Raw genomic sequence first — 12,103 nt, 5'->3', positions numbered from 1 at the left:
GAGAATCCCAATGAAAAATATTGTTACGAAGGAATGGCTGGAACATAATTTAAACATCGACACAGTCAGAATTGTGGATTGCCGATTTTCCTTGGCTGACCCGCAGAAGGGGAAACAGGAATATTTAGAAGGACATTTGCCGGGTGCTGTCTTCTTTGATCTTGAAAAGGATTTATCAAGCCCTGTTCAAACTCATGGCGGACGCCACCCATTGCCTGACTTGCAGGAATTGGTAAGCAAGCTTGAGGAGGCAGGGATTGATGAGACGACAACAGTCGTGGCCTATGATCAGGGAGAAGGCGCATTCGCCGGACGTTTTTGGTGGCTCTTGATGTACCTTGGGCACGAAAAAGCATATGTTCTAAATGGCGGATTCAGGCAGTGGGCAGAGGCTGGCCTGCCAATTTCAGCAAGTATTCCAACATTCACTAAAGCTCAATTACAGCACCAGATAAAACCACAATTATTAGCATCCGTTGACGAAGTGAAAGAGGTTATAGCAGGAAAAAAGGCAAACGTAGTGTTGATTGATTCCCGCGAAGAAAAACGCTATTTAGGAATTGTCGAGCCAATTGATAAGAAGGCAGGACATATTCCGGGGGCCATCAATAAGCCATATACGGAAGGATTTGCAGGAGGAGAATACAAATCCGCTGAGGAACAAAAGCAGCGGTTTTCTGATGTGAATCCTGAACAGGAAATTATTGTTTATTGCGGTTCTGGAATAACAGCAACCCCGAACTTCTTGGCCTTAAAGGAAGCAGGATTTCAAAAGGTCAAGCTCTATGCCGGCAGTTTCAGCGACTGGATTTCCTATCAGGAAAATAAAGTCGATTAAAATTTGAACCATACCTATGTTATAATAGAAATCGTGTTGTAAAAAAACATCCTTAGGAGGTTCAATTTTATGACGAATCAAAAGCCTTCGCTTATGCTTGTCGATGGTATGGCCCTTTTGTTCCGCGCTTTTTACGCAACGGCCGTAACAGGGCAGTTTATGATAAATTCAAAAGGGATCCCGACAAATGGGATTCATGGTTTTGTGAAGCATATGTTCACAGCCGTTTCGACCTTTAAGCCAACCCATCTTGCCGTGTGCTGGGATATGGGCAGCAAAACCTTCCGAACCGAACTTTTTCCTGACTATAAAGGAAATCGCGGTGAAGCACCGGTTGAATTAATTCCGCAGTTTGACCTTGTTAAAGAAGTGGTCGAGTCATTCGATATCCCCAATATTGGTTTGGCAGGATTTGAGGCGGATGATTGTATCGGTACTATTGCTAATCATGCGAAAGAAGAAGCCCATGTGTCCATCTTGACTGGGGATCAGGACATTCTTCAGTTGCTTGATGACAGAATTTCGGTCATTTTAATGAAAAAAGGATATGGAAATTACTTGGTCCATACTCCGCAGACCTTTAAGGAAGAGAAAGGTATTACGCCTAGACAAATGGTCGACCTAAAGGCATTAATGGGTGATACTAGCGACAATTACCCTGGTGTTAAAGGAATCGGTGAAAAAACAGCTCTGAAGCTATTGCAAGAGTTTGAACATGTTGAAGGAATTATCTCCAATTTGGACAAACTGTCAAAATCCCAAAAAATCAAAATTGAGCAGGATTTGGACATGCTTCACCTGTCCAGAAAACTGGCGGAAATCAAATGTGATGTTCCGGTAAATTGCAGTCTGGAAAGTGCCAGCCTTAAAATCGAGAAAGAAAAGGCGGAAAATAAATTAATGGAATTGGAGCTTCGCGGCCTTGGCAGGCTTTTCCCTCAGGTGGAAGCACATATTTCCTAATGACTCTGGTTGTCTCATGTTGAGGCAGCCTTTTTTTATTCACCACTAGTTACGAATTTAATAGGATAGTTATTAGGAATTGACTTGGAGGCAGTAGCCTATGCGAACATATACATTTCACCGCCTTATCAATAGCGGCGCTACCAGTCAGGTTTATGAAGCGGTTGATAACATTGGAAAAAATGTTATTGTCAAAAAGGTAAATAATGCTGCAGATGCCGAAGATGAGGTTAACATACTTAAACGCTTGCCAGCCCTGCAATATTACTCCCCATAATGTGATCATTTCAGAGAAAAATCCGGAAACGGTTAAAATTATTGATTTTGGGTCAGCTGTGTTGGTGAATGAACACCAATCGAATATGGAAAATTTCTGTTGGAGAACCGAAAGACAATTTCATAAAGAAAAGAAAGGCTGCCTGATGGACAGCCTTTTTTTTCTGCCATTTTATATTTTTGTATTTGATTTCTTTGCTCTATTTTCCAGTTTGCTTTTTGGCTCTTCAGCAAACTCGGCATCCTGGCCATATCCTTGTGGATTTACACCAGGTGCTTTAGCGCCGCGGTTATTGCTTACCTTTTTGGTCATACAAGTCACCTCCACTTTTTTAGTATCTCCATCCGGAATAATTAAACTCATCTATCTTCACAATAAAGATAGAGGTGATCAAATGAACAAGGCTGTTTATTTAGCACTTTTAAGCATTGGACTTGCCCAGGGGATGAAAATTCCGATTCACTATTTCAAAAAGAAGGAATGGCGGCCGGAAGTCTTTTTTGGAACAGGTGGAATGCCAAGCTCCCATTCTGCAGGAGTCGCTACTCTAACCACCTATATCGCGTTAAAAAGGGGATTGCCGACCATTGATTTTGCTTTGTCCCTTATCTACGGCTTAATTGTTATGTATGATGCCCAAGGAGTCCGAAGGCAAACGGGTGAACTGACATTAAGAGTAAATTCAATGAATGAATTAATCGACAAAATCAATGAAAAAGATAGTGTAGAGTTTAAAGAAAAGCCGCCAACAAAGCTGAAGGAAGTCCTGGGCCATCAGCCTGAGGAAGTGCTAGGCGGCGCACTTTTAGGAGTATTGGTCGGGATAATTGGTCATAAATGCACAGAAAAAGATAGAAAAATGTCGAAATTTAAGCTAAGATTTTAAAGGGGATATTTCTAGATTTACGGGAGAGGGTTGGATCATCAGTGCGGACGGTTGAGGAATATTTGCATTACTTGAAGGGAAAAGGCTTCCAATTTCAAGAGGATGCAATCGGCTTTATTTACTTCGGAAAACATTACACAAATGCTTCCGATGAGATAATTAATACAGCAATTGAACTGACCTTAAAAGCACAGAAAAGCTTTGATGGCAGCTTTTATGTTTCCTTACTGGAAACCTTTATCCAAAATCAAATAAGCAACAGAAAAGACGCCATCAGTTTTGTAAAAAATCACGAATTGTTGGCAATCTAAAAAAGGAGGCTGACCTATAAAGTCAGCTTCTTTTTTAGCTTCCGATACTCTTGTTTTTACTTAATATGAAGATTTTCTTAGCCGGCAGTTCGGCGAAAATCATTCCCATAAAAATAAGGATGCAGCCAATTAAAGCGCTGGAGGATAAACGTTCCTGCGCCCAGAAATAGCCCGTAATGGCTGCAAAAACCGGCTCCATGGCAAAAATAAGGGCAACCCTTGTTGCAGATGTATACTTTTGAAAGTTTGTTTGAATAAAGAAAGCAATTGCTGTTGCAAAAATACTGGTAATAACCAAAGCAATCAAAACTTCTTGTGATAATAAAATGTCAGTCCGAAATGACTTCCGCCAATCTTCAAAAATGAAAGAAGAAATAGTCGAAAGAATAGCAACAGTTGAGATTTGGATAACGGTCAAAAGTAAAGTCGGATATCTGCTTGAGAATTTTCCTGTTAAAATAATATGCATCGCAAAGCTGATGGCACAAACAAAAACAAATCCATCTCCAATATTTAATGCTGATATATCCGTCAAGGTCAGCAGAAACAAGCCAACAGTCGCCGTAAGAACACCAAGAATCGCGTTTTTACTTGGAATTTGTTTCATTAAAAACATCGAAAATAAAGGGACAAGAACAACACTGAGCCCGGTGATAAAACCGGCTTTCGAAGATGTTGTATACAAAAGGCCGATTGTTTGCGTAACATAACCCAAATAGAGCCAAAATCCAATAAAAACTCCGGAAATAATTAATTTTATATTTATTTGTTTAAGCTGATTTCTTTCAAATAGAATTAAAGCCAAAATGAGCAAAACTGCGGCAATAAAGAAGCGTATTCCATTAAACGCAAATGGCTCCAAAAAGTCTATCGCATTTTGCACTAAAACAAATGTCATTCCCCAAATCATTGTCACTAAAAGCAGGCTTAAATCTGCGAACAGTGGTTTTTTCATGGTGCTAGTGCCTCCGTTTTCAAAATTCCCCCATCAATACCTAACTGAAAGTTTATCATATATTACTTATACGTTGCAGGAAAATATTTTCTATGACGCTTCTGGGTATGATATAAATGAATTTATATAGATGGATACATTATTTACCATAATAATCAATTAGAAAGGTTGAATATCAGTGAAATATAAGCTTGAATGGGTGCATAAATTAAAAAGTAATGAAAAAGTGAAATGTACTTCCGACTGGGCTTCCGCTGAAACAGCTGTCCAGCTTGGGGAAGAGCTCGAGCGATTGGGGAAAGCGGTCGACCTATATTTTTATGATGAAAAAGGGACATCTTGGATTTTAAAGGAAATGAAAAAGCTGCTGACAGAAATAGAAGAGGAACCTCAAGAAATAACCGTTTATTTTGATGGCGGATTTCACAAGGAAACCAATCAGGCTGGTCTTGGCGCAGTTATCTTTTTTCAGCAGGGAAAAAAGAAATACCGTATTCGCGCCAATGAACTTTTTGATGAAATGGATACAAACAACGAGGCAGAATATGCCGCTTTTTATTTTGCCCTTAATATTTTGGAAGATCTAGGTGTGCAGTATCAATCATGCGAATTTAAAGGTGACTCCCAGGTCGTTTTAAAACAGCTGGAGGGTGAATGGCCTTGTTATGAAGAAAACTTGAACCGTTGGCTGGACCGGATTGAGGAAAAAATTAAACAACTTGGCATTTATCCAAAATACACAGCTATCCCACGAAATGACAATAAAGAAGCTGATAAGCTTGCAACCCAGGCGTTGGAAGGAAAAAATATCTTTGCGAAAACGATTATTCTATAATGGAACGGGGTGTCTAATCTTTGTGAAAGAATCAGCCAGAAAAGCTCTTTTTACTCAAGTGGAACATTTGCTGAATGAATACTGTGAAGGCTGTTTTGTACATCGGCAGCTAAAAAGGGAAGGGGGCAGGAGAACGGCCCACCGGTTTTGCATTTCACAATGTACCGTCGGGCAAAAAATTCAGGAATATGGAAAAAAGCTGACGTAAAAAAGGCTGACAATCCTGTCAGCCCTTCAAGATTTATGATTGATTATAATTTTACAACGTTTGCAGCTTGAGGTCCGCGGTTTCCTTCAACGATTTCGAAAGAAACTTCTTGGCCTTCTTCTAAAGATTTATAGCCGTCGCCTTGGATAGCGCTGAAGTGTACGAATACATCGTCTCCGCCTTCAACTTCGATAAATCCGAAGCCCTTTTCGTTGTTGAACCATTTTACTTTACCATTTTGCATGTACTTCTTCCTCCTAAGCCTTTCAGGACACCCTAATATATGGTGCCAGAGAATAAATATTATCATGGAACAAAACAAGAGCATAAGCAAATGTATTCGATTTCATGATGCTTTAAATATACAATATCAAATATGGACAGTCAAGAAATGGAGGTAGGTTTTTCCTCAAAAATCAAAACGTTTTTTGAATGATGGACATAAAACAAACCTTTCCTCAATATGTTTAACTAATAACTTTTCCATGCTGGGGTGGGGATGTAAGTGTTTCGATTTTCAATTGAGGGCGAGGAATGGATATTACGGTTCTCTCCGCAGGTTTCGATTGAAGAAGTTGAAAAACAAGCTATAATTATGTCGTTGCTCCATATCGGGGAGGAGCTTGGAAAATTTCCACATGGCAGCGCCTTTATCATGTTTACGAAGAAAATAGGCGCCATTATATTTGATGTAGAACGAATGCCCTCTCTTATCTTAACCGTTTCAAATATTATTCCGGAAGAGAATTGGTATAGTCAGGAGGCATGAGTTAACCAGCTCAGGGAAATACAATCATAAAAACCCTTTCAGTTTTTTCTAATCTGAAGGGGGTTTTTTGTGTGTGGAATTTTCGTGTCCAAACTATACGGGGAAGAGCAATAGATGTAAAATGATAGGCGGAGATGTATTAACAAAAGGGAGTAATTATGATGAAACTAATCATTGCCGAAAAACCTGATCAAGGCTCTACCCTTGCATCCATCTTTAAACATAAAAGACAAAATGGTTTTATTGAGATTTTTCCAAACGAGCTTTTTCCTGATGGGGGCTATGTTACTTGGGCCATTGGGCATATTTGTCAATTAGTTCAGCCAGAGAAATATGAGCTGGAATGGAAGAAGTGGTCCTTAACGAATCTGCCGATTATACCAGAGCATTTTAATTATGAAGTAACGAAGGACAAAGCGAAGCAATTTGCTGTGATAAAAAAATTAGTATCCGACCCGCAAGTGACCGATATTATCCATGCCGGTGACGCAGGAAGGGAAGGGGAACTAATTATCCGCAATATTTTAAGACTGACAAATTGCCGTAAGCCAATGAAAAGGCTGTGGATTTCTTCGCTAACCCCCAATTCTATTCGGGAAGGCTTTAAAAAGCTGCTGGAAGAAACAGACACCCGAAATCTTTATTTTGAAGCCTATACCCGGGCCTGTGCAGATTGGGTAGTGGGAATGAATGCTTCAAGACTGTACAGCCTGCTCCTTCAGAAACAAGGCTTTTCAGATGTTTTTTCAGTCGGCAGAGTACAAACTCCTACGCTAGCATTGATTGTAAAGCGGGAGTTAGAGATTGAAAATTTTAAATCTGAACCGTTTTGGGAAGTTGTGGCACAATTTTTAATTAATGATAAAAAGTACACGGGCAAATGGCAAAACAACGGTGAAACTCGTGTTAACACCAAGGAGATGGCAGAAAAGGTAGCAGCATTTTGCCGTGGGAAGAACGCGGAAGTCGACGATGTTCAATGTGAGCGGAAAGAGTTTTTACCGCCGCTCCTCTATAACTTATCTGCATTGCAGGCTGATGCCAATAAACGTTATAAATTTTCACCGAAAAAAACTTTGGATGTTCTGCAGCAGCTTTACCAAAAAGGATATGTATCTTACCCTCGTTCCGATTCTCGTTATGTGACGAAAGAGGAAGCGGCCAATTTCCCCGATACTCTTAAAAAATTAAGCCATCTCAAAGAATATCAAGGCTTTTTCCCATTACCTTTTGATTCAATAGCGGAGAATAAAAGATATGTAAACGAGAAAAAAGTGACAGACCACTATGCGGTTATCCCAACGGAACAAATACCGAATATTGAAAAGTTATCCGCTGATGAACAAAAACTTTATGACCTGGTGGTTAAGAGTTTAATTGCCGCTCATTACCAAAAAGCCATTTTTGAATATACGACCGTCATTACGTTAGTAGATGGGCGGGCAAAGTTTGTCTCGAAGGGGAAAGTGCAAATTGATGAGGGCTGGAGGAAGGTCATCAATCAAAAGGAACAGGATGACGAGCCGTCGCTGCCGCCGCTGGCAAAAGGGGAACAAGGCAAAACAATCAAAGTGGACGTGAAGGAAAGCCAGACACAGCCTCCAAAGCGTTATACTGAAGGACAGCTGATTACGCTGATGAAGACAGCCGGCAAGCATATTGAGGATAAAGAGCTGGAGAAAATTCTGACCAAGACTGAGGGGCTTGGAACAGAGGCGACAAGAGCTGGAATTATCACCATGCTCAAAGACAGGGCATATATCGAGGTTAGAAAAAATCTGGTTTATGCAACGGCAAAGGCTAAAATTCTCATTGAAGCGGTCGGCAAGGAAATTCTCGCATCGCCGGAAATGACCGCAAAATGGGAGCAGAAGTTGAAGGAAATTTCAGAGGGCTCAGCCTCCCCAAAGCAATTTATGGAGCAAACGAAAAAGATGGTTCACCATTTAATTACGACCGGGGTTGATCAGGCGGTTAATTGGACGTTTTCTAAGGAACTAAGCGAAAATTTCACACCTGGTAAACGGGGGGCAAAGAAAACTCAGACTAAGCTTGGACCATGTAAGAAATGTGACGGTACGATGGTCGACAAAGGAAGTTTTTACGGCTGTACGAACTATCAAAAAAATAAGTGTAACTTTACGATTTCAAAAAAAATTCTTGGGAAAAATATAACGCAGAAAAATATAAAGCTGCTTTTGACAGAAGGAAAAACTGAGGTCATTGAAGGCTTTACCAATAATGAGAAGACCTTTAATGCCAGACTGTATTTAGATGAAAAGGAAAAGCGAGTGAAATTTATATTTGAAAACGCAACTGTTTAAAGTTTGGCAGAGGAGTTATTGTGATAAAGAATCTTGTCACTCTTATTTTTCTATAGTAAACTTTTAGGTGATTCTGTTTAATGGAGGGTATCGGATGCCAACACCCAGTATGGAAGATTATATTGAACAAATTTATAATTTGATAGAAGAAAAAGGATATGCCAGGGTTTCCGATATTGCCGAAGCATTATCCGTTCATCCCTCCTCGGTAACAAAAATGGTTCAAAAGCTCGATAAAGATGATTATTTGGTGTATGAAAAATATAGAGGCTTCAGCTTAACAACAAAAGGGAATAAAATTGGCAAACGGCTAGTTTTCCGCCATGATTTGCTTGAGCAATTCCTTAAAATCATTGGCGTGAAAGAGGAAAACATCTATAAGGATGTAGAGGGAATTGAGCATCATTTGAGCTGGGATTCCATTGATCGGATCGGTGATTTGGTCCAGTTTTTTGAAGAAGACGAAAAACGGATAGACGCCTTAAGAGAAATTCAGAAAATAAATGAGAATGAATAATGAAAGAAGAGGCGGTCAGATGACTGCCTCTTTTAGCTAATAGGGAAGTATAAATTCAACTACGCCTCTGTCTTCGTCCTATCGGACTCGCCAATCGGCGAGTTTTCATTTAAAATAGGATTGGATAATGGTCAAAGCTATCTTCCTCAGCAGGGCTTAAATAGGCATTTCCGCTTTCATCCTCCTGCATTTGTATGCCTGCTAGTAATCCGCTCTCTGCTTCGAGTAATGCTTTTCGATATGAGATTACACGCCCCTCAGAGGTAATGAAACTAATAATTTCCCCAAGATGATTGCGGTGAAGTCCGACAATGGATTCTATTCTATATCCCTCCTTTTCCACCTCTATTTTGGTCATAACAATCAAAAAAAAAACATCGGGAAATCCCGATGCTTTATACCCAAAAAAATGGGGTTTCCTGATAGACATAATAATTGAGCCAGTTGGAAAAGAACAAATGGCCATGAGAGCGCCAGCGATTAATTGGAGGCTGGGTCGGGTCGTTATTTGGAAAATAGTTTTCCGGCATGTGAATTTCGAGGCCCTTAGATAAGTCTCTGTCATATTCCTGTGCTAATGTATCAGATTCATATTCTAAATGACCGGTAATCATGACATGCCTTCGGTCTGTTGAGGCGATTAATAATGCGCCTGCATCCTCGGAAGCAGCTAATAATTTTAACTGAGGGTTGCTTTTGATGGCCTCAATTGAAACATCCGTATAGCGTGAGTGCGGTGCATAGAATTGATCATCAAAGCCCCGTAATAAAATATCATTTTGTTCAAAAATTCGATGGGAATAAATGCCGGAGCATTTCCGTGTAAGCTCGAATTTTCTAATTCCATAATGATGGAAAAGCGCGGCTTGTGCTCCCCAGCAAATATGTAGTGTCGAGGTAATATTAGTTTTGGTCCAATCCATGATTTCGGTTAATTCCGACCAATATTTAACCTGTTCGAATTCTAATAACTCGACAGGCGCACCGGTAATAATCATCCCATCAAACTTTTGATTCTTAACTTCAGAGAAGGTAGTGTAAAACATCTCTAAATGCTGCTTGCTAGTATGAGTGGATTCATACGAGGATGTTTTTAAAAATTTGACATTAACCTGGAGCGGAGAGTTTCCTAATAGCCTTAACAGCTGCGTTTCCGCTTTTTCTTTTTCTGGCATTAAATTTAAGATTAAAATCTTTAATGGCCGGATATCTTGGCTCGTCGCCCGTTCATCGTCCATGATAAAAATGTTTTCCTGGTCTAAAACTTCCCGGGCTGGAAGAAGTTTCGGAATGTTAATAGGCAAGTGACCATCCCCTTTACAATTAAAAAAGTTATATTCATTTATACAATGGTTAATAAAAGAAATCAATGAATATTTTTAAAATTTGATAATTCTATTATAAACATTATTCTAAATTCAGAAAAGATAATAATTTGTTCATAATTATCTGTCGGAATGAAAACGCCTTTTTGATACAATTTAAAGGTAGTTACTTTTAAATATAAAGATTGCGGGGGATTGAATTGGCAATGGAGATTAGTGTAAAATCGGACATTGAAATTGCTCAAGGCTCAAAAATGCTGCCGATTGTAGATGTTGCAAATAGGCTGGGGCTTGAAGAAGATGATCTTGAACTGTATGGCAAATATAAAGCAAAGCTGTCCACCGATGCACTGGCCAAATTAAAAACAAAAGAAAGCGGGAAAATTATTCTCGTAACGGCGATTAGTCCAACCCCTGCCGGAGAAGGGAAATCGACGGTCACTGTTGGATTGGGAGATGCTTTTAACAGGATTGGCAAAAAAACGATGATTGCGATACGGGAGCCGTCCTTGGGTCCGACGATGGGCATTAAGGGAGGGGCTGCCGGAGGAGGTTATGCTCAAGTTCTCCCTATGGAGGATATAAACCTGCATTTTACCGGCGACCTTCATGCAATAACGACGGCAAACAACGCCCTTGCTGCGTTTATTGATAACCACCTTCAGCAAGGGAACGAGCTTAATATCGATCCGCGCAGAATTGTTTGGAAACGAGCGGTAGATTTAAATGACCGAGCCCTCCGGAAGGTTATTGTAGGTCTTGGCGGACCGCTTCAGGGAATGCCAAGGGAGGATGGCTTTGACATCACAGTTGCGTCTGAAATCATGGCAGTATTATGTTTAGCAACAGATATAAAAGATTTGAAATCACGGTTAGCGAGAATGGTAGTCGCCTACAATTACAATAAGGAACCGGTAACGGTCGGTGATTTAGGGGTTTCAGGGGCATTGACTTTATTATTAAAAGATGCGGTAAAACCAAACCTTGTCCAAACCATTGAACATACGCCGGCCCTAGTCCACGGCGGTCCTTTTGCGAATATCGCACATGGCTGTAACAGTGTGATAGCGACACTGACTGCAGCAAAATTAGCTGATTACGTGGTCACGGAAGCGGGTTTTGGGGCCGATTTGGGAGCGGAAAAGTTTTTACATATCAAATCGAGAATAGCCGGGATTAAACCTGAGGCTGTTGTCGTTGTCGCTACCATTCGGGCTTTAAAAATGCATGGCGGTGTGGCGAAGCAGGATTTAGCAGAGGAAAATATTCCGGCGCTGACACTTGGCTTTGCCAATTTGCAAAAACATATTGAAACGATTAAAAGCTTTGGGCTGCCGGTTGTTGTCGCCGTAAATAAATTTATCACAGATACCGACCTTGAAATCCAGTCACTGCTAGAATGGTGCAAACGGGAAAACGTCTCCGCCGCTTTGACAGAGGTTTGGGAAAAGGGAGGCGAAGGCGGAATTGAACTGGCTGAGACCCTTTTATCTGTCATCAGTAAGGAAAAGAACAATTTCCACCCTTTATATGATATGGCAGACCCGATTGATAAGAAGATAAGAACTATCGTCCAAAAGGTTTACGGCGGCAAAGATGTCGAGTTTTCCCCAAAAGCAAAAAAACAAATGCAGGATTTTGAAAAAAATGGCTGGTCCTACTTAGCTGTTTGTATGGCGAAAACGCAGTATTCCCTATCGGACGATCCGGCAAAGCTTGGCAGACCATCAGATTTTACCGTTACGGTAAGGGAATTCAAACCATCGATAGGTGCAGGATTTATCGTTGCTTTAACCGGTGAGGTTATGACGATGCCAGGCCTGCCGAAAAAACCGGCGGCCTTGAATATGGACGTAGATGAAAATGGGAATGCGGTAGGCCTATTCTAAAGGAGT

Annotated in this window: 16 protein-coding genes; 11 read left to right on the top strand and 5 right to left on the bottom strand. The window is 40.5% G+C overall.

Features of this window, described 5'->3' with window-relative positions; all coding sequences use genetic code 11:
• The first annotated feature begins 10 nt into the window (after nucleotides 1-10).
• The 3 genes from ACZ5B7_RS21345 to ACZ5B7_RS21335 all read left to right on the top strand — a co-directional run bounded on the left by ACZ5B7_RS21345 (nucleotide 11) and on the right by ACZ5B7_RS21335 (nucleotide 2,078).
• Nucleotides 11-838 (top strand): sulfurtransferase, encoded by an 828-nt coding sequence (locus ACZ5B7_RS21345; protein WP_464490923.1) that lies wholly within the window; start codon nucleotides 11-13, stop codon nucleotides 836-838.
• Nucleotides 839-907: 69 nt separating this feature from the next.
• Nucleotides 908-1,801 carry a 5'-3' exonuclease gene (locus tag ACZ5B7_RS21340; RefSeq protein WP_213145081.1) on the top strand — a complete coding sequence of 298 codons (894 nt, stop codon included), beginning with the start codon at nucleotides 908-910 and terminating at the stop codon, nucleotides 1,799-1,801.
• 100 nt (nucleotides 1,802-1,901) lie between these two features.
• Nucleotides 1,902-2,078 carry a hypothetical protein gene (locus ACZ5B7_RS21335; RefSeq protein ID WP_464490922.1) on the top strand — a complete coding sequence of 59 codons (177 nt, stop codon included), beginning with the start codon at nucleotides 1,902-1,904 and terminating at the stop codon, nucleotides 2,076-2,078.
• Between the two features lie 171 nt (nucleotides 2,079-2,249).
• Here the strand turns inward: ACZ5B7_RS21335 and sspL are convergent, their stop codons facing one another.
• Nucleotides 2,250-2,390 carry a small, acid-soluble spore protein L gene (sspL, locus tag ACZ5B7_RS21330; RefSeq protein ID WP_213120425.1) on the bottom strand — a complete coding sequence of 47 codons (141 nt, stop codon included), beginning with the start codon at nucleotides 2,388-2,390 and terminating at the stop codon, nucleotides 2,250-2,252.
• A gap of 82 nt (nucleotides 2,391-2,472) precedes the next feature.
• Here sspL and ACZ5B7_RS21325 point away from each other — a divergent pair, with 82 nt between their 5' ends.
• Both ACZ5B7_RS21325 and ACZ5B7_RS21320 read left to right on the top strand, forming a co-directional pair.
• Nucleotides 2,473-2,964, top strand: a complete 492-nt coding sequence (locus ACZ5B7_RS21325; RefSeq protein ID WP_464490921.1) for a divergent PAP2 family protein — start codon at nucleotides 2,473-2,475, stop codon at nucleotides 2,962-2,964.
• A gap of 41 nt (nucleotides 2,965-3,005) precedes the next feature.
• On the top strand, nucleotides 3,006-3,275 hold the full coding sequence (locus ACZ5B7_RS21320) for a DUF6123 family protein (RefSeq protein ID WP_464490920.1): 270 nt from the start codon (nucleotides 3,006-3,008) through the stop codon (nucleotides 3,273-3,275).
• Nucleotides 3,276-3,309: 34 nt separating this feature from the next.
• Here ACZ5B7_RS21320 and ACZ5B7_RS21315 read toward each other — a convergent pair whose 3' ends face one another.
• Entirely contained in the window at nucleotides 3,310-4,230 is a 921-nt protein-coding gene (locus ACZ5B7_RS21315; protein ID WP_464490919.1) for a DMT family transporter, read from the bottom strand.
• A 178-nt stretch (nucleotides 4,231-4,408) separates the two neighbouring features.
• Here ACZ5B7_RS21315 and ACZ5B7_RS21310 point away from each other — a divergent pair, with 178 nt between their 5' ends.
• Nucleotides 4,409-5,065 carry a reverse transcriptase-like protein gene (locus tag ACZ5B7_RS21310; protein WP_464490918.1) on the top strand — a complete coding sequence of 219 codons (657 nt, stop codon included), beginning with the start codon at nucleotides 4,409-4,411 and terminating at the stop codon, nucleotides 5,063-5,065.
• A complete protein-coding gene (locus tag ACZ5B7_RS21305) occupies nucleotides 4,986-5,273 on the top strand; it encodes a zinc-finger domain-containing protein (protein WP_213145086.1) in 288 nt (95 codons plus the stop codon). The genes ACZ5B7_RS21310 and ACZ5B7_RS21305 overlap by 80 nt, the downstream gene beginning before the upstream one ends.
• Nucleotides 5,274-5,316: 43 nt before the next feature.
• Here ACZ5B7_RS21305 and cspD read toward each other — a convergent pair whose 3' ends face one another.
• On the bottom strand, nucleotides 5,317-5,517 hold the full coding sequence (gene cspD / locus ACZ5B7_RS21300; RefSeq protein WP_023627628.1) for a cold-shock protein CspD: 201 nt from the start codon (nucleotides 5,515-5,517) through the stop codon (nucleotides 5,317-5,319).
• Between the two features lie 261 nt (nucleotides 5,518-5,778).
• Here cspD and ACZ5B7_RS21295 point away from each other — a divergent pair, with 261 nt between their 5' ends.
• The 3 genes from ACZ5B7_RS21295 (at nucleotide 5,779) to mntR (ending at nucleotide 8,883) form a co-directional block, all read left to right on the top strand.
• Nucleotides 5,779-6,042, top strand: a complete 264-nt coding sequence (locus tag ACZ5B7_RS21295) for a hypothetical protein (protein ID WP_213145087.1) — start codon at nucleotides 5,779-5,781, stop codon at nucleotides 6,040-6,042.
• Nucleotides 6,043-6,203: 161 nt separating this feature from the next.
• Nucleotides 6,204-8,366, top strand: coding sequence for a DNA topoisomerase III (locus ACZ5B7_RS21290; RefSeq protein ID WP_464494543.1), 2,163 nt, complete (start codon nucleotides 6,204-6,206; stop codon nucleotides 8,364-8,366).
• Nucleotides 8,367-8,460: 94 nt separating this feature from the next.
• The gene (mntR, locus tag ACZ5B7_RS21285) at nucleotides 8,461-8,883 is read left to right on the top strand and encodes a transcriptional regulator MntR (protein ID WP_378583869.1); all 423 of its coding nucleotides are present in this window, start codon (nucleotides 8,461-8,463) and stop codon (nucleotides 8,881-8,883) included.
• A gap of 109 nt (nucleotides 8,884-8,992) precedes the next feature.
• On the opposite strand, the gene ACZ5B7_RS21280 is transcribed toward mntR, so the two are convergent.
• Complete coding sequence (locus ACZ5B7_RS21280; RefSeq protein ID WP_464494542.1) at nucleotides 8,993-9,241, bottom strand: DUF3892 domain-containing protein; 249 nt, start codon at nucleotides 9,239-9,241, stop codon at nucleotides 8,993-8,995.
• A 37-nt stretch (nucleotides 9,242-9,278) separates the two neighbouring features.
• The gene (metA, locus tag ACZ5B7_RS21275; protein WP_464490917.1) at nucleotides 9,279-10,187 is read right to left on the bottom strand and encodes a homoserine O-acetyltransferase MetA; all 909 of its coding nucleotides are present in this window, start codon (nucleotides 10,185-10,187) and stop codon (nucleotides 9,279-9,281) included.
• A 227-nt stretch (nucleotides 10,188-10,414) separates the two neighbouring features.
• Here metA and ACZ5B7_RS21270 point away from each other — a divergent pair, with 227 nt between their 5' ends.
• The gene (locus ACZ5B7_RS21270; protein WP_464494541.1) at nucleotides 10,415-12,097 is read left to right on the top strand and encodes a formate--tetrahydrofolate ligase; all 1,683 of its coding nucleotides are present in this window, start codon (nucleotides 10,415-10,417) and stop codon (nucleotides 12,095-12,097) included.
• Nucleotides 12,098-12,103 lie beyond the last annotated feature (6 nt).

Source organism: Neobacillus sp. S1115 (assembly GCF_055385565.1).
Note: the sequence above shows the minus strand (reverse complement) of the source record. Positions and strands in the feature narration are given on the sequence as shown.

Coding starts and splice junctions, on each gene's coding strand:
- ACZ5B7_RS21345 (WP_464490923.1), top strand. CDS start 11: ATGAAAAATATTGTTACGAAGGAATGGCTGGAACATAATTTAAACATC.
- ACZ5B7_RS21340 (WP_213145081.1), top strand. CDS start 908: ATGACGAATCAAAAGCCTTCGCTTATGCTTGTCGATGGTATGGCCCTT.
- ACZ5B7_RS21335 (WP_464490922.1), top strand. CDS start 1,902: ATGCGAACATATACATTTCACCGCCTTATCAATAGCGGCGCTACCAGT.
- sspL (WP_213120425.1), bottom strand. CDS start 2,390: ATGACCAAAAAGGTAAGCAATAACCGCGGCGCTAAAGCACCTGGTGTA.
- ACZ5B7_RS21325 (WP_464490921.1), top strand. CDS start 2,473: ATGAACAAGGCTGTTTATTTAGCACTTTTAAGCATTGGACTTGCCCAG.
- ACZ5B7_RS21315 (WP_464490919.1), bottom strand. CDS start 4,230: ATGAAAAAACCACTGTTCGCAGATTTAAGCCTGCTTTTAGTGACAATG.
- ACZ5B7_RS21305 (WP_213145086.1), top strand. CDS start 4,986: ATGACAATAAAGAAGCTGATAAGCTTGCAACCCAGGCGTTGGAAGGAA.
- cspD (WP_023627628.1), bottom strand. CDS start 5,517: ATGCAAAATGGTAAAGTAAAATGGTTCAACAACGAAAAGGGCTTCGGA.
- ACZ5B7_RS21290 (WP_464494543.1), top strand. CDS start 6,204: ATGAAACTAATCATTGCCGAAAAACCTGATCAAGGCTCTACCCTTGCA.
- mntR (WP_378583869.1), top strand. CDS start 8,461: ATGCCAACACCCAGTATGGAAGATTATATTGAACAAATTTATAATTTG.
- ACZ5B7_RS21280 (WP_464494542.1), bottom strand. CDS start 9,241: ATGACCAAAATAGAGGTGGAAAAGGAGGGATATAGAATAGAATCCATT.
- ACZ5B7_RS21270 (WP_464494541.1), top strand. CDS start 10,415: ATGGAGATTAGTGTAAAATCGGACATTGAAATTGCTCAAGGCTCAAAA.